Raw genomic sequence first — 15,553 nt, forward strand, 5'->3', positions numbered from 1 at the left:
ACCTACCCGGCCGACTTGACGAGTTCGTCGACGGCGTACGGCATGGAGAGCAGGGTGCCCTGGGAGATGGCCGCGCCGACCGCCGGGCCCTCGCTGTCCAGCAGGTACGACACCTTGCCGTTCTTGACGGCGTCCAGGTTGGTGAAGAGCTTGAACTTCTTCAACGCGTCCTGGTCCGCCTTGTCGTTGATGACGAAGACGCGGTCCACGTCGACCAGGTCGACGCGCTCGGGCGAGAGCGTGGTGTAGAAGTCGCCGCCGGCGACCTTGTCGATCTCGGTCTGGTACTTGAACCCGATGCCGGTCACCAGCCGTCCGCGCACGTCCGTGGAGGTGAACGGGGCCACCGAGTCCTTGTACCAGGAGAGCACCACCGCGGTCTGGTCCGCGAACTGGGGGTGGGCCTGCTTGGCCGCGTCCAGCTTGCCCTGGATGTCGGCGATCATCTTCTCGCCCTCCTCGGCCTTGCCGAGCGCCTTGGCGATGTGCAGCGCGTTGTCCTGCCAGGGAGCGCTGAACGGCTCCTTCTCGCCCTTGGTGCGGCCCACCGTGGGCGCGATCTTGGAGAGCTTGTCGTAGCCGGCCTGGTCGATCTCGGAGTACACCGCGACGATCAGGTCGGGGCGCAGCGCGGCGATCTTCTCGTAGTTGGGGCCCGTGTCACCGTTCTTCATGATGACCTCGGGCTTGGCGTCGCCCCACTTGTCCTTCACCCAAGGCCACTGGGTGTTGATGTCGGGGCTCTGGCCGGCCGGGTTCGGGTACTGGTCGACCATGCCGACGGGCTTGATGCCGAAGGCCAGGACGGTCTGGTCGTCGGTGTAGCCGACGGTGACGACCCGCTCGGGCGCCTTGTCGATCTTCGTGGTTCCGAACGCGTGCTCCACGGTGACCGGGAAGGCACCGGCGGCGGCCGGGGTGCCGCCGCCGGCCTGGTCCGCCGAGTCGTCCGAGTCGGAACCGCACCCCGCGAGGAGTCCGACGCCGAGCGCGGCGGCGGACAGGGCCGCCGCGAGTCGTCGCCAGGGCTTCATACGCGTCGTTCTGAGGAGCATCCGGAGATCCCTTTGCTGTCGCGCTGTCCACTGCGCCCCGTCTGAGGGCAGCAAACCTTACCGCGCCTGAGTGAGGTTAGCCTACCCTCACCGTGACAACTCCGGTTTCGACGGGTCCAGTTCGACGTGCGTGCGTCCGATCGGCACGATCAGGGGGCGGTCACCGACCGGGTCGTCGATGACCTTCGCCCGCAGTCCGAACGCCTCGTGCAGCAGGTCGGCCGTGATCACGTCGCGCGGGTGCCCCTGCGCCAGGATCGCGCCCTCCCGCATGACGACGAGGTTGTCGCTGTAGCGCGTGGCCAGGTTGAGGTCGTGCAGCACCATCACCACGGTGCGCCCGGACTCGTGCAGGTCGTCGACCAGGTCGAGCACGTCGACCGCGTGCGCCAGGTCCAGGTAGGTGGTGGGTTCGTCCAGCAGCAGCAGGTCGGTGCCCTGGGCCAGGGTCATCGAGATCCACACGCGCTGGCGCTGTCCGCCGGAGAGCGAGTCCACCGGACGGTCCGCGAGGTCGGACACGCCGGTCATGGCCAGCGCCTGCCGCACCACGTCGGCGTCGTCCGACGACCACTGCCGCAGCCAGCTCTGGTGCGGGTGGCGGCCCCGGGCGACCAGGTCGGACACCGTCAGTCCCTCCGGGGCCACCGGCGCCTGGGGCAGCAGGCCGAGCTTCTTCGCCACCTCGCGGGTCCTGAGCGCGGCGATGTCCTCGCCGTCCAGCACGACCGTACCGCCGGTCGGCCTGAGCAGCCGTGACAGGGTGCGCAGCAGCGTCGACTTGCCGCAGCCGTTCGGCCCGATGATGGTGGTGATCACCCCGGGCGGGATCGCCACGTCGAGGCCGTCGATGACGGACCGGGCCCCGTACCCGACGGTGACGCCCCGGGCCGCCAGCCGTGCGGCAGCGTCGACTTCCGTCTCGGTCCCGGTGATGGACTGAACGACCACAAGGCCCCCTCGATTAGGCTCACCTTACTTTGTACCAGCTATCTGCGGTTGGCCCGCACCAGCAGATAGACGAGGAAGGGCCCGCCGACGGCGGCGGTGACCACACCGACCGGCAGCGAAACGGGCAGGGCGGTGCGCGCGACCAGGTCCGAGCCGGTCAGCAGCAGCGCCCCCACCAGGCCGGAGGCCACCAGTGGTGGCGTCGGGCACCTGGCCAGCCGCAGCGCCACCTGCGGCGCCACCAGCGCGACGAACGGCACCGGCCCGGCCGCGCTCACGGCCACGCCCGCCAGCAGCACCGCGCACAGCAGCAGGACCGCGCGGACCGCGCCGTACCGCACGCCGAGCCCCGCGGCGACCTCGTCGCCGAAGTGCAGCGGCTTGAACTGGAAGGCGACGCAGGCTACGACGACCAGCAGGACGAGCGTGCACCACAGGGCGACGTTCACCTCGTCCCACGACCGGTTGTCCAGCGAGCCGACCAGCCACGCCTGGGCCCGGGCGACGTCCCTGATGTCGGCGGTGACCAGCAGCCACGTCGTGATCGCCTGCATCACGGCGTTCACCGAGATGCCGATGAGGATGAGCCGGAAGCCGTCGATCCCGCGGCGCCACGCCATGAAGTAGACGAGCAGTCCGGTGCCGAGGCCGCCCGCGAGCGCCGCCGCCGACAGGCCCACGGAGTCGGCCACGGCCGTCGCGGCGCCGCCGGACACCGTCACCAGGAACACCGCGACGGCCCCGGCGCCGCTGGTGATGCCGAGGACGTCCGGGCTGGCCAGCGGATTGCGGGCGATCGACTGCGTGAGGGCGCCGGAGACCCCGAGCGCGACGCCCACGACGAGTCCGGCGAGGGCGCGGGGCATCCGCAGGTCCATGATCACGAACTCGTCGACCTGCTCGCCCCGGCCGAGGATCGTGGCCACCACCCGGGGCAGGGCGATGGGGAAGTCCCCGACGCCGATGGACAGGCAGAACACCAGGAAGCCCGCGACCGCCAGGAGCAGGGTGACGCCCGCGACCCAGGGCCGCCACACGAACGACACGCCGCCGAACCGCACACCCGGCGCCACCGACGCCCGCACGTCCGCCTTCACGTCCACCGCCGCACCCGTGCTCTTCGCCTTCACGTCCGCCCCGTTCACGCGTTCTTGAACTTTCCGCGCCACACCAGGACGGCGAAGAACGGTGCGCCGAGGAGCGAGACGACGACCCCCGCGTCCAGCTCTCCGGGCCGTACGACCAGGCGTCCCACGATGTCGCAGACCAGCAGGACGACGGCGCCGAGCAGGCCGGCGTACGGCACCAGCCAACGGTAGTCCGGGCCGGTCAGGTACCGGGCCACGTGGGCCACCATGAGCCCGAGGAAGGCGATGGGGCCGCAGGCCGCGGTCGCCGCGCCGGCCAGCAGGGTGATGGCGACGATGCCGATGGTGCGGGTCCGCGCGATGTTCACCCCGAGTCCCCGTGCGACGTCGTCGCCCAGGTTGAGCAGGTTGACGGAGGGCAGCGTGGTCAGCGCCAGCAGCAGCCCGGCGGCGATGAAGGCGGACACGGGCCAGATGACGTCGAAGCCGACACCGGTCAACGAGCCCGCGTTCCAGAACCGCAGGGCGTTCAGCGAAGCCTTGTCCGTCAGTGCGACCGCCGTGGTCATCGCCGCGAGGAACACCGTGACCCCCTGCCCGGCCAGGGCCAGCGTCAGGGGGTTGCCCGCTCCCCGGCCGATGCTCGACAGCCCGAACACGACGACACCCGCGACCGCCGCACCCAGGAAGCCGAACCAGACGTACTGGAAGGGGCTGGTGAACCCGAAGGCGGCGATCCCCGCCACCACGGCGAACGAGGCACCGGAGTTCACCCCCAGCAGGCCGGTGTCGGCGATGGGGTTGCGGGTGTACCCCTGGATCAGTGCCCCTCCGACGCCGAGCGCGACGCCGGCCACGACGGCGAGCACCGTGCGCGGGACCCGCACGGTCTGCACGATCAGCCGGATCTCGGTGAGCCGCTGGTCGGACTCGGGCGCCGCGAACAGCCCGTGCCAGACCTCGGCGGGGCTGAGCGCACGCGCACCGACGGCCAGCGAGGCCGCCGCCGCGACCACGAGGAGCACCGCCAGCACACCCAGACCGGCGACACGTCGCCGCCGGGCCTCGGTGGGGCCCCTGGGCGCGGACACGGGGCGCTGGGCCGCAGTCGTGGTCATGGCGACGTACCCTAACGCGCGCCGGTGCCGGTCCCGTCGGCGACCGTACGGGCCTCGTCGGAACCGGACTTGAGACCACGGTCGAGGAGCGATTCGAGGATCTCGCCGACCCGGACCGCGGTGTTGGACAGCAGCGACGACGTGATGCCGTGCGTGTGCTCCGTGCCGCCCTGTAGATAGATGCCGCAGCGCAGGGCGGGGTCGGTGGCGATGCGGTAGTCGCGTTCGACCCGAACCCGGCCCTCCTCGTCGCGCAGGCAGCGGTCCGCGACCTCGCCGAGCAGGCCCAGCGGGTCGGCCGGGCCGTAGCCGGTGGCGAAGACCACGACATCGGCGTCCAGGAAGCTCTCCTCGCCGCTGACCAGGGACGTCACGGTGGCCCGCACCCGGTCGGGCGTCTCCTTGACGTCGGTGAGCCGGGAGACGTTGAGGAAGCGCAGCCGCTCGGTGCCGAGGACCTTCTCCCGGTACGCCTGCCGGTACAGGTCGTCGATCAGGTCGATGTCCACCACGGAGTAGTTGGTGTTGCCGTGGTAGTCCATCAGCCGCTGTTTGACGCCGTCGGGGGCGGTGAAGTAGTCGTCGACCGCCGCCGGGTCGAAGATCCGGTTGGCGAACGCGCTGTCGTCGGCGGGGCTGTAGCCGTAGCGGGCGAAGACCGCGCAGACCTCGGCCGTGGGGAAGCGGCGGTGCAGGTAGGCGACGTTCTCGGCGGCGCTCTGCCCGGCGCCGACGACGACGAACCGGGAGGGCGAGGTGCCCTCCAACGCGTCGACCCTGGTCAGCAGTTCGGAGCTGTGCCAGACGCGGTCGCCGCGCTCCACGCCCTCCGGCACGAGGGGGCGCAGCCCGGTGCCGACGACGAGGTTGCGCGCCCGGTGGACCTCGAGCCCCTCCCCCGAGCGGACCGTCACCTCCAGGTGGTCCACGACGCCGTCCCGCACGACGGGTGCGACGCCGACGACCTCGTGGCCGTAGGAGACCATGTCGTCGACCTTGGCCGCGGCCCACTCGAAGTAGTCGTGGAACTCGACCCGCAGCGGAAAGAGGTTCTTGTGGTTGATGAAGTCGATCAGCCGCCCCTTGCTCTGCAAGTAGCACAGGAAGCTGTACTCGCTGGCCGGATTGCGCAGGGTCACCAGGTCCTTGAGGAAGGACACCTGCATGGTCGCGTCGTCGATCAGCATGCCGCGGTGCCAGCCGAAGCGGGGCTGCTGCTCGAAGAAGCGGGCGTCGAGCGCCTCCTGCCCCCCGGCCCGTGCGTTGTGTTCGCGGATCGCGATCGCCATGGCGACATTGGACGGTCCGAAGCCGATCCCGATGAGGTCGTGGACCAGCGTGGAGTCAGCAGGAAGAACCGGTGACATGTCACTCCCATCGTGCGCCGGAAACTTAGGTGAGCCTAAGCTAACGAGATACGGCTGTCGATAGGGCACACGGGGAGATTGTTTGAGCCAACTTGACTGTCACGCATGGATGTTGCCCACTAAGGTAAGGCTTGCTTAACTGCCCGGTCAGCCCCTGCTCAGAGGAGGAACCCCATGCGGGTCGTCATGTTCGGTTACCAGACCTGGGGGCACCGCACCCTGCGAGCCCTGCTGGACTCCGAGCACGACGTGGTGCTGGTGGTGACGCACCCCAGGAGCGAGCACGCGTACGAGAAGATCTGGAGCGACTCCGTCGCCGACCTCGCCGAGGAGCACGGCGTCCCGGTGCTGATCCGCAACCGCCCGGACGACGACGAGCTGTTCGAGCGCCTCAAGGACGCCGATCCGGACATCATCGTGGCCAACAACTGGCGGACCTGGATCCCGCCGCGCATCTTCGGCCTCCCGCGGCACGGCACGCTCAACGTGCACGACTCGCTGCTGCCGAAGTACGCCGGGTTCTCCCCGCTGATCTGGGCGCTGATCAACGGCGAGACCGAAGTGGGCGTCACCGCGCACATGATGAACGACGAGCTGGACGCCGGTGACATCGTCCGGCAGGAGGCGGTGCCGGTCGGGCCGGCGGACACCGCGACCGACCTGTTCCACAAGACCGTCGACCTCATCGCCCCGGTCACCGTCGGCGCCCTCGGACTCATCGCGGCCGGGCAGACGGAGTTCACCAAGCAGGACAGGTCGCAGGCGAGCTTCTTCCACAAGCGCTCCGCCGAGGACATCCGCATCGACTGGAACTGGCCGGCCGAGGACCTGGAGCGTCTGGTGCGGGCCCAGTCCGAGCCGTACCCCAGCGCCTTCGCCTTCCACCGGGGCAAGCGGCTGGAGATCCTCGCCGCGGTGGTCTCCGAGGGCCGCTACGGCGGCACACCCGGCCGGATCTTCTACCGCGAGGGCGAGGGCGTGGTGATCGTCGCCGGGGCGGACGCGCGCCGGGGCCGCAACCACGGCCTCGCCGTCACACGCGTACGCACCGAGGACGGGCGGGAGCTGGCCGCGACGGAGTACTTCACCTCCATGGGCGGCTATCTGACGTCCCGTCCCTGAACACCCGCCGGCCGACGACGACGGGCGGGGTCCGGCCGTGCTGCCACGGCCGGACCCCGCCCGGGACGGGTGTGCGCCGTCTCAGCCGCTCTTGCGCCGGAACGAGCGCTGGCTGGCGGCGGGGCCGTGGGTGCCCCGGATCTTCGCCACGTCGCCGCCCGCGGCGAGGGCCGCGGCCTCCGCCTGTTTGCCGCGCTTGCGCTCCAGCGCCTGGCGGAACTTGTCCTTCAGGTCGTACCGACCGTCGGCGTCGGGTGTCAGGGCGGTGCGCTCGTCCTCCGCCGGTTCCGAACCTGCTTGCGATGAAGACTCTTCAGTCATGACGACCTCCTGGGCTCGGACAACAAGAGCACAGCTTGTCACGACCGGCCGCCCGGAACCACCGAGAATGTGCCCGGGCCCGCCGGCAGGCTCACCGTGTACTGACGCAGGTACGTGTCCAGGTACGGTGACCGGTCGCCCTGGGTGGCGACGTCGTCGGCCGGGTCGTCCAGGGCCAGCCGGAGCCTGGCTCCCCGGACCTCGATGGTCTCGCCCGAGGGTGTGTCGCGCCAGGAGCCGGTCTGGATGGAGCCGATCTCCACGGCCAGGACGTGACCGGCGGCCAGCGTCCAGTCGGTCGCCTTCAGGTCGACGCTCATCCGGCCGGACTTCACCAGGGAGACCTGCTCGTCGAACATGACGGCGGTGCCGTCCGGGGCGACGTCGTACAGCTTGAGCATGACGTTGCCCTCGCCCCGGGCGGTCAGGGACACCTGCGGGGTGCCGGTGACGCGCGTGTCCTTCCGCAGCGGCTTCGACCACACGAAGAAGCTGGAGGCGACCTCACCGGCGCGCTGGCGCTTCGCCAGTTCCGCGGCCAGCCCGGCCGGGGCCCGCTGCTCGGTCGCGGGCGCGTTCTCCATGTCCCACTTGCCGGTCGGCTGCGGCGGGGCCTTCGGCGCCGGGCTGCCGGACGCGGTCAGGGCCGCGCGGGCGGAGGCGCCGCCGTCGTCCACGTAGGAGCCGCCGCCGAGCGGAAGGGTCACCGACCGCTCGGTGACGGGCCAGGTGCGCTGGGCCCGCCAGGCACCGGTGGAGTCCTCGAGGGCGTAGGCCGGGTAACGCACCGTCGGCCCGGTCCCCTTCAGGTACTGGTCGTAGAAGGCGAGGGTCTCGTCGTACCAGCCCTCGCGGCCCATGGCCAGGCGTCCGTCCTCGACGCGGTCGCCGCCGCGCACGTGGTCCCACTGGCCGAGCCAGCCGCGCTCGGGGCCCCGGTGGTTGTCGAGGTACTCCTCCATCTCCTCGGGCTTGGTGTTGTTCTCGACGAAGCCCTGCGTGACGAACAGCGGGGTGTCGCTGCCCTTCGCCATCCTGGCCAGGTCGCGGGAGGTCCAGTGCGCGTCCCGCTGGTCGGATATCCGGTAGCCGGCCGAGTTCTCCGTCAGGCACTCCGGGTGGCTCTCCTCGTAGCGGGCGGCGGCCCGGTAGCGCGGGTCGTCGTCCGCCATCGGGGGCATCGAGGCGATGGAGTTGTAGGCGCCGGCGGTGCCCGTCACGTTCGGGCGCGGCACGCCGTTGGAGTAGATGTACTGGTACATGTCCCACACGGGTTCCTGGGCGACGACGGCCTTGAGCGCGCGCTGGTCCAGGTTGTTGCCGATGAGGCCCGTGACGGCGTCGTAGGACTTGCCGTACATGCCGACCGCGCCGGTGGACCAGGGCTGCTTCGCGGCCCAGTCGATCGCGGCCTTCACGTCGGCCTGTTCCCCGGGCCCGCCCCAGTCCAGACAGCCGGTGGAGCCGCCGAAGCCCCGCAGGTCCACCATGACGAAGGCATACCCCTGGTCGAACAGGTCGGTGCCCTCGATGAAGTCCTGGAAGCGGGCGGAGGGACCGGTGTGCGACCAGCCCTCGGGACCGGTCTGGCCCGCGTGGGCGAAGTACGGGCCGATCGACAGGATGACCGGCACCTTCTCCTTCCGCTTCAGCCCCTCGGGCAGCAGGACGTCGGCGTGGAGCCGGGTGCCCGAGCGGTCGGCGGACGGGAAGTAGTGCTGGGTCCAGACCGAACCCTCCGGGACCCGGTCGTTCTCCTCGTGCGTGACGGGGGCGGACCCGGTGGCGGACGGCCCGGCCTCCGCCTCGTGCGCCGCTACGGCGGGGCCGCCCAGGCCGGCGGTCAGGGCGAGGGCGGCGACGAGTGCCGATGCGGTCCGGACGACCGCGCGACGTGGTCTCACATGCTCCTCCTTGGAAGGGCGGGTGCAGGTGGTACGGGTGGTGCAGGTCTAGCAGCGAAGCCGCGGCACGTCGATGGGGCCGAACCGCAACTTCCCCTGCCACATCGGTCGTTGACGGACGCGACCGGGCACCCGTCTCCGGCCGGGCCCGCCGGACGACGGCACCGGCGTCCTCACCGGCCGGGCGCACGGCCCCGCGCCCCCGTCCGCTCCGGAATCGCCCGTGCCCCGATCCCTGCCTAGGCTGGGGGACGCCGACGGAACCGAAGTCCTTGCCGACCGCAGGAGAGTGGGGCGCCATGGCGCGGGGAGTCGAATCGATCCGGCGCACCGCCCTGGGCACCCTCGGCGCCCTCCTGCTGCTGATCGGCGTCGCGCTGCTGGTGCTGCCCGGGCCCGGCCTGCTGCTCGTCTTCGCCGGGGTGGTCCTGCTGGCGCGCGCCGTTCCGGCGCTGGACCGGTTCGTCGCCCCGGTCCGCGACCGCGCGATGCGTGCCGCCGAGGAGAGCGTGTCCTCCGGGTGGCGCATCGCCGGCTCCGTGCTCGTGGGGCTGTTCCTCCTCGCCGCCGGCGTGGCCTGGGGCCTCGTGCCCGAACTGCCGTACTCCGGATGGGCCACCGGGGCGAGTCTGATCGTCTCGGGCTTCGTGCTGTTCGCCCTGCTCGGGTGGAGCCATCGCCGGGTGCGGGCGGCGCGGCGCGGGTCGCCGCCGGCTCCGGGCAGCACGCGTTGACCAAACGGGACAGCGTTCCGTATATTTAACCGGGACAGCGTCCCGCTTCTTGTCGCGCCGACGCGTCCCTTCCCCACGGCCTCGCCGTCTCCGTTGTCGATTCAACGAACGGACACACGCACCATGAGCGCACCGACCCACGCCACCGACTTCCTCCCCCCGCCCGCTCCCGCCCTCTCCGTCGCCCCGGTCGTGATACCGGCGCCGGGGCGGCCCGTGGACCTCCAGGTGCGGGTCTCCGCACCCGTGACCGGGACCGGCCTGCCGGTCGTCCTGCTCTCGCACGGACAGGGCTACTCGAACCACCTCTCGTCCCTGAACGGCTACGCCCCGCTCGCCGACCACTGGGCGGCACACGGCTTCGTCGTGATCCAGCCGACCCATCTCAGCTCCCGGTCGCTCGCCCTGGATCCCGCGACCCCCGGGGCGCCCCTGTTCTGGCGCTCGCGCGCCGAGGACATGACGCGCGTCCTCGACGGGCTCGACGTCCTCGAGGAGGCGGTCCCGCAGCTCTCCGGCCGTCTGGACCGGAGCCGGGTCGCGGTCGCCGGGCACTCGATGGGCGGCCACACCGCGAGCCTGCTGCTCGGCGCCCGGCTCACCGACCCGGACGACGGCACCGAGGCGGACCTGGCCGAGCCCCGGATCAGGGCGGGCGTGCTGCTGGCCGCGCCGGGCCGGGGCGGCGACGCCCTCAGTGAGTCCGCAGCGAAGAACATGCCCTTCTTCCTGACCACGGACTTCTCCCGGATGACCACGCCCGCGCTGGTCGTCGCCGGCGACCGGGACGACTCCGCGCACCTGACGGTGTCCGGGCCCGGGTGGCACGCCGATCCGTACTCCCTCTCCCCCGGCCCCAAGTCCCTGCTGACCCTGTTCGGCGCGGAGCACGGGCTCGGCGGTGTGGCCGGGTACGACGTCGCGGAGACCACCGACGAGGACCCCGGCCGGGTGGCCGCCGTGCAGCGGCTCACCTGGGCCTATCTGCGCTCCGCGCTGTACCCGGGGGACACCGCCTGGCAGGCGGCGCGGGACGCCCTGGCGGCCGGGCCGGATCCGCTCGGGCGGGTCGAGTCCAAGTAGGCCGAGCGCCGTCGGGCCGTGCGGGAGCGGGGTAGTGCGCGGCCCCGCTGGTAAAATGGGCCCACGCTTCGAGGCGCCCGGGTCCGTACCGAGGGGTACGGACCCGGTCGCGTTCCGGGCGCCTGATCAGAAAGGTCCCCCATGAACGCGAAGCCGACCGCGTCCTTCGACGGCCTCGGACTGCCGCCGGTCCTCGTCGAGACGATGACCGCCCTCGGGGTGACGCAGCCGTTCCCGATCCAGGCGGCGACCCTGCCGGAGGCGCTGGCCGGGCGCGACGTCCTCGGCCGGGCCCGGACCGGTTCCGGCAAGACGCTGGCCTTCGGGCTCGCCCTGCTCGCCAGGACCGCCGGCCGGCGCGCGGAGCCGAAGCGGCCGCTGGCCCTCGTCCTGGTGTCGACCCGGGAGCTGGCCCAGCAGGTGAGCGACGCGCTGGCGCCGTACGCCCGGGCGCTGGGCGTGCGCCTGACCACGGTCGTCGGCGGGCTGTCGATCAACCGGCAGACCCAGGCGCTGCGCGACGGCGCCGAGGTGGTCGTCGCCACGCCGGGCCGCCTGGCCGACCTGGTCTCCCGCCGGGACTGCCGGCTGAACCAGGTGCGGATCACGGTGCTGGACGAGGCGGACCAGATGTGCGACCTGGGGTTCCTTCCGCAGGTCTCCGGGCTCCTGGAGCAGGTGCCCTCCGACGGGCAGCGGCTCCTGTTCTCGGCCACCCTCGACGGCGACGTGGACCAGCTGGTGCGGGACCACCTGCACGACCCCGTTCTCGTGTCCGTCGACCCGGCGTCGGCCTCGGTGAGCACGATGGAGCACCACGTACTGGTCGTCCACCCCGCCGACAAGTACGCGACCGCCACCGAGATCGCCGCCCGCGACGGCCGGGTGCTGATGTTCCTGGACACCAAGGCCGGGGTCGACCGGTTCACCCGGGACCTGCGGGCCGCCGGTGTGTCCGCCGCCGCCCTGCACAGCGGGAAGTCCCAGCCGCAGCGCACGCACACGCTCGCCCGGTTCGTGGCGGGCGAGGTCACCGTGCTGGTGGCCACCAACGTCGCGGCGCGGGGCATCCACGTCGAGGCGCTCGACCTCGTCGTCAACGTCGATCCCCCGGCCGACGCCAAGGACTACCTGCACCGCGGCGGGCGCACGGCGCGGGCCGGACGGGCGGGGAGCGTGGTCACCCTCGTCACCCCCGACCAGCGGCGCGAGGTGAACCGGATGACGTCGGAGGCCGGGATCCGGCCGACGGTGACCCCGGTGCGCTCGGGCGAGCAGAAGCTGACCGACCTCACCGGCGCGCAGCGCCCGCCCGCCGGGCAGGGCAAGGAGGGCGGCAACGCCCGGTTCCGCGGCATGGGCACCCGTCCGGCCGGTGCCGCGAAGGAGTCCCGCAAGGCCGTCGAGGCGCGCAGGGCCGCGGAGGCACGCGCGGCGGCCCGGGTGCGCAGGGGCCGCTGACCCCGCGGGCCAACGTGCCGCCTGGAGGCGGAAGCGAACGTGCCCCCTGAGACGGAGGCGAACGTGCCGCCCCGGCGGGGGACTTGACGTCCAGAACTTTGCACACACTGATGACAAAGTATGGACATGCCGAGCGGAAGTCTCCTACCTTGGCGGCGGAACGTCCGTCCTACCGCACAAGACCGGAGCGATATCCGGCACGGTCCGGTCCCCATCCCCCGGAGGACCTATGCACCCACGGCTGTTCTCGCGTGCCCGAAGACACCTCATCCTTCTGCTGACGTCCGCCGTCGCGCTCGGCGGCGCCTGGGCCGCCCCGGCGTCCTCGGCGGCGCCCGCCGACATCCCGCCGCAGGAACCGGGCGTCACCCTGCGCGTGTTCGACGTCCAGACACCGCTGAACGAGTTGTGCACCCTCAAGCCGGGCCAGACCCCCAACCACGACAAGCTGATGCCGACGGTCGACTGGTCCAGCACCGCCGACTTCGGCGGTATCGCCGACAACTTCGTCTCCCAGGCGTCCGGTTACCTGGTGGCGCCGCGTGACGGCACCTACGTGTTCCGGCTCGTCAGCGACGACGGCTCCCGGCTGACCCTCGACGACGCCACGGTGATCGACCACGACGGACTGCACGGCGCGGAGCCCAAGGACGGCACGGTCGAACTCACCGCGGGAGCGCACCCGCTGCGCATCGACCACTTCGACCGCGGCGGCGGCCAGCAGTTGCAGCTGTCCTGGATGCCGCCGGGCGAGAGCGAGTTCAGCGTCGTACCCACCGAGGCACTGAGCACCGACGCCGGGGTCGTCCGGGTGACGGCGCCGGGCCGCAAGGAGTGCGAGGCCGGGCGCGACACCCCCGGCGACGGTCTGCCGCTCACCTCCGTACGCCCCGACCTCGACCTCACCGACCTGCGCCCCGAAGGGTTCGAACCGCAGGTCACCGGCATGGACTGGCTGCCCGACGGCCGCCTGGCGCTCAGCACCTGGGGCGGCACCGACAACGTTGCCGGAGAGGTGTACCTCCTGGACAACGTCACCGGTGACACCAGCCGCGACAAGGTCACCGTCGAGAAGGTGGCGAGCGGGCTGCGCGAGCCGATGGGCATCAAGTACGTGGACGGCTCGCTCTACGTCTCGCAGAAGCACGAGCTGACCCGCCTGGTCGACAGCGACGGCGACGACGTGACCGACGAGTACCGCACGGTCGCCACCTGGCCCTACGGCGGCAACTTCCACGAGTTCGCGTTCGGCCTGCTCTACCGGGACGGCTACTTCTACGTGAACCTCTCCGTCGCCATCGACCTCGGCGGCGCGACCACCAACCCGCAGCCCGCACCCAACCGCGGGACGACGTACAAGATCAGCAAGAAGACCGGGAAGATCAGCCCGATCGCGGGCGGGCTGCGCACGCCCAACGGCATCGGCTGGGGACCGGGCGGCAGTCTGTTCACCACCGACAACCAGGGCGGCTGGCTGCCCGCCTCGAAGCTCGTCCAGATCAAGCAGGACCGCTTCTTCAACCACTACACCGAACCCGCCGGGCCGTTCGAGGACTCCCCCGTCACCCAGCCGGTGCTGTGGCTGCCGCAGAACGAGATCGGCAACTCGCCCTCCACCCCGCTGTACCTCACCAAGGGCAGGTTCGCGGGCCAGCTGCTGATCGGTGACGTCACCTACGGCGGCCTCCAGCGCGCCTACCTGGAGAAGGTGAAGGGCCAGTACCAGGGCGCCGTCTTCCGCTACACGCAGGGCCTGGAGGCGGGCGTCAACCGGGTCTCCATGGGCCCCGACGGCGCGATCTACACCGGCGGCCTGGGCGCCGACGGCAACTGGGGGCAGGAGGGCAAGCTGAAGTTCGGCCTGCAGAAGCTGACGCCCAACGGCGGCAACACCTTCGACGTCCAGAAGATGCGGGCCGTGCCCGGCGGCTTCGACCTGACGTACACCCAGCCGGTGTCCGAGGAGACGGCCGCGGAGCTGGCCTCCCGCTACGAGGCCGAGCAGTGGCGCTACACGCCGACCGGCGACTACGGCGGCCCGAAGATCGCCGAGGAGAAGCTGGCCGTGCGGTCCGCGACGCTCTCGGACGACGGCCGCACCGTGCGGCTGCGGCTGGACGGCCTGAAGCCGGACCGCGTCGTCCACGTGCGCTCCCCGCGCCCGTTCGCCTCGGCCTCCGGTGAGACGCTCTGGAGCACCGAGGCCTGGTACACCCTCAACGAGATGCCCGGAAAGCAGCCGCCGGCGGCCACCCTGTACGAGGCCGAGGAGGCGCGGCTGACGGGGAAGGCGGGCATCAACACCGACCACGCCGGCTACTCCGGCAGCGGCTTCGTCGACCGCTACGCCACCGAGGGCGACGTCACCACGACGTTCGACGTGACCGTCCCGAAGACCGGCACCTACGACGTGGGCCTGCGCTACTCCAACGGCCCGAACCCCTTCGAGGGCACCAAGTCGCTCTCCCTGTACGCGGGCGGGAAGAAGGTCCGCCAGACCCAGCTCCCGTCCACCGGGGACTGGGACACCTGGTCCACCCGCACCGAGAGCGTGCGGCTGCGGGCCGGCCACAACACGGTCTCCTACCGCTACGACCCCGGCGACACCGGCCACGTCAACCTGGACCTGATCACCGTGCGCCCGCACGGCGCCCGGGTCGCCCTGTTCGACGGGACCGCCGCCTCGCAGGAGCAGTGGCAGCACACGGACGGGAGGAAGGTGGCCTGGCCGCTGGCCGAGGAGCGGTCGATGGAGGTGTGCTGCGGCGACATCCGCACCAAGGACGCCTACCAGGACTTCAAGCTGCACGTGGAGTTCCGCGTCCCGCTGCTGCCGGACGACGTGACCGGCCAGGACCGCGGCAACAGCGGCATCTACCTCCAGGACCGCTACGAGTTGCAGATCCTCGACTCCTACGGCGACACCACCCCGGACACCAACGAGGCCGGGGCGATCTATCTGAAGAAGGCACCCGACACCAACGCGGCGACGGCCCCGGAGACCTGGCAGACGTACGACATCGTCTTCCGTGCCGCCCGCTTCGACGAGAACGGCGCCAAGACCGCCGACGCGCGGGTGACGGTGGTGTGGAACGGCAAGACGGTCCACGACGACGTCGCGCTCGACGGACCCACCGCGGCGGGCCGGGCCGAAACCCCGGCCGCCGGGGCGATCCGGCTCCAGGACCACGGGAACAAGGTCCGGTTCCGCGACATCCGGGTCGAACCGCTGGACTGACCCCCAGGCGTGCGGGGCGGTCCCTGACGGCCGCCCCGCACCTCCCGCTCCACGGATCCGGTGGGCGGACCGGTGCTCCGGCCGCCTCTGGGTAGGGTGAATCGAGGAACA

12 protein-coding genes are annotated in these 15,553 nt (G+C 71.6%); 5 read left to right on the forward strand and 7 right to left on the reverse strand.

The annotated features are described in order from the left end of the window. Nucleotides 1–2: 2 nt before the first annotated feature. The 5 genes from B9W62_RS01710 to B9W62_RS01730 all read right to left on the reverse strand — a co-directional run bounded on the left by B9W62_RS01710 (nt 3) and on the right by B9W62_RS01730 (nt 5,579). A complete protein-coding gene (locus B9W62_RS01710) occupies nt 3–1,055 on the reverse strand; it encodes an iron-siderophore ABC transporter substrate-binding protein (protein ID WP_087804454.1) in 1,053 nt (350 codons plus the stop codon). An 87-nt stretch (nt 1,056–1,142) separates the two neighbouring features. After that, complete coding sequence (locus tag B9W62_RS01715; protein WP_087804456.1) at nt 1,143–2,006, reverse strand: ABC transporter ATP-binding protein; 864 nt, start codon at nt 2,004–2,006, stop codon at nt 1,143–1,145. Between the two features lie 38 nt (nt 2,007–2,044). Continuing rightward, entirely contained in the window at nt 2,045–3,136 is a 1,092-nt protein-coding gene (locus B9W62_RS01720; protein ID WP_179235919.1) for a FecCD family ABC transporter permease, read from the reverse strand. Nucleotides 3,137–3,147: 11 nt separating this feature from the next. Then, nucleotides 3,148–4,212, reverse strand: coding sequence for a FecCD family ABC transporter permease (locus B9W62_RS01725; protein WP_087804460.1), 1,065 nt, complete (start codon nt 4,210–4,212; stop codon nt 3,148–3,150). Nucleotides 4,213–4,223: 11 nt separating this feature from the next. Then, the gene (locus tag B9W62_RS01730) at nt 4,224–5,579 is read right to left on the reverse strand and encodes a lysine N(6)-hydroxylase/L-ornithine N(5)-oxygenase family protein (RefSeq protein ID WP_087804462.1); all 1,356 of its coding nucleotides are present in this window, start codon (nt 5,577–5,579) and stop codon (nt 4,224–4,226) included. Between the two features lie 174 nt (nt 5,580–5,753). On the opposite strand from B9W62_RS01730, the gene B9W62_RS01735 reads away from it, so the two are divergent. Further along, complete coding sequence (locus B9W62_RS01735; RefSeq protein ID WP_087804464.1) at nt 5,754–6,701, forward strand: methionyl-tRNA formyltransferase; 948 nt, start codon at nt 5,754–5,756, stop codon at nt 6,699–6,701. An 81-nt stretch (nt 6,702–6,782) separates the two neighbouring features. Here the strand turns inward: B9W62_RS01735 and B9W62_RS01740 are convergent, their stop codons facing one another. Both B9W62_RS01740 and B9W62_RS01745 read right to left on the reverse strand, forming a co-directional pair. Further along, nucleotides 6,783–7,022 (reverse strand): DUF5302 domain-containing protein, encoded by a 240-nt coding sequence (locus tag B9W62_RS01740; RefSeq protein ID WP_087804466.1) that lies wholly within the window; start codon nt 7,020–7,022, stop codon nt 6,783–6,785. A gap of 38 nt (nt 7,023–7,060) precedes the next feature. Further along, nucleotides 7,061–8,926 (reverse strand): CocE/NonD family hydrolase, encoded by a 1,866-nt coding sequence (locus B9W62_RS01745; RefSeq protein WP_087804468.1) that lies wholly within the window; start codon nt 8,924–8,926, stop codon nt 7,061–7,063. A 299-nt stretch (nt 8,927–9,225) separates the two neighbouring features. On the opposite strand from B9W62_RS01745, the gene B9W62_RS01750 reads away from it, so the two are divergent. The 4 genes from B9W62_RS01750 to B9W62_RS01765 all read left to right on the forward strand — a co-directional run bounded on the left by B9W62_RS01750 (nt 9,226) and on the right by B9W62_RS01765 (nt 15,442). Next, nucleotides 9,226–9,660, forward strand: a complete 435-nt coding sequence (locus B9W62_RS01750; protein ID WP_087804470.1) for a PGPGW domain-containing protein — start codon at nt 9,226–9,228, stop codon at nt 9,658–9,660. Nucleotides 9,661–9,783: 123 nt separating this feature from the next. Continuing rightward, a complete protein-coding gene (locus tag B9W62_RS01755; protein WP_087804472.1) occupies nt 9,784–10,743 on the forward strand; it encodes an alpha/beta hydrolase family protein in 960 nt (319 codons plus the stop codon). A 141-nt stretch (nt 10,744–10,884) separates the two neighbouring features. Further along, nucleotides 10,885–12,204 carry a DEAD/DEAH box helicase gene (locus tag B9W62_RS01760; protein WP_087804473.1) on the forward strand — a complete coding sequence of 440 codons (1,320 nt, stop codon included), beginning with the start codon at nt 10,885–10,887 and terminating at the stop codon, nt 12,202–12,204. A 229-nt stretch (nt 12,205–12,433) separates the two neighbouring features. Then, a complete protein-coding gene (locus tag B9W62_RS01765; RefSeq protein WP_087804475.1) occupies nt 12,434–15,442 on the forward strand; it encodes a 3-keto-alpha-glucoside-1,2-lyase-like domain-containing protein in 3,009 nt (1,002 codons plus the stop codon). Nucleotides 15,443–15,553: the final 111 nt, after the last annotated feature.

Origin of the sequence: Streptomyces sp. CS113 (assembly GCF_002188365.1) — a bacterium.
Taxonomy (GTDB): Bacteria; Actinomycetota; Actinomycetes; order Streptomycetales; family Streptomycetaceae; genus Streptomyces; species Streptomyces tendae.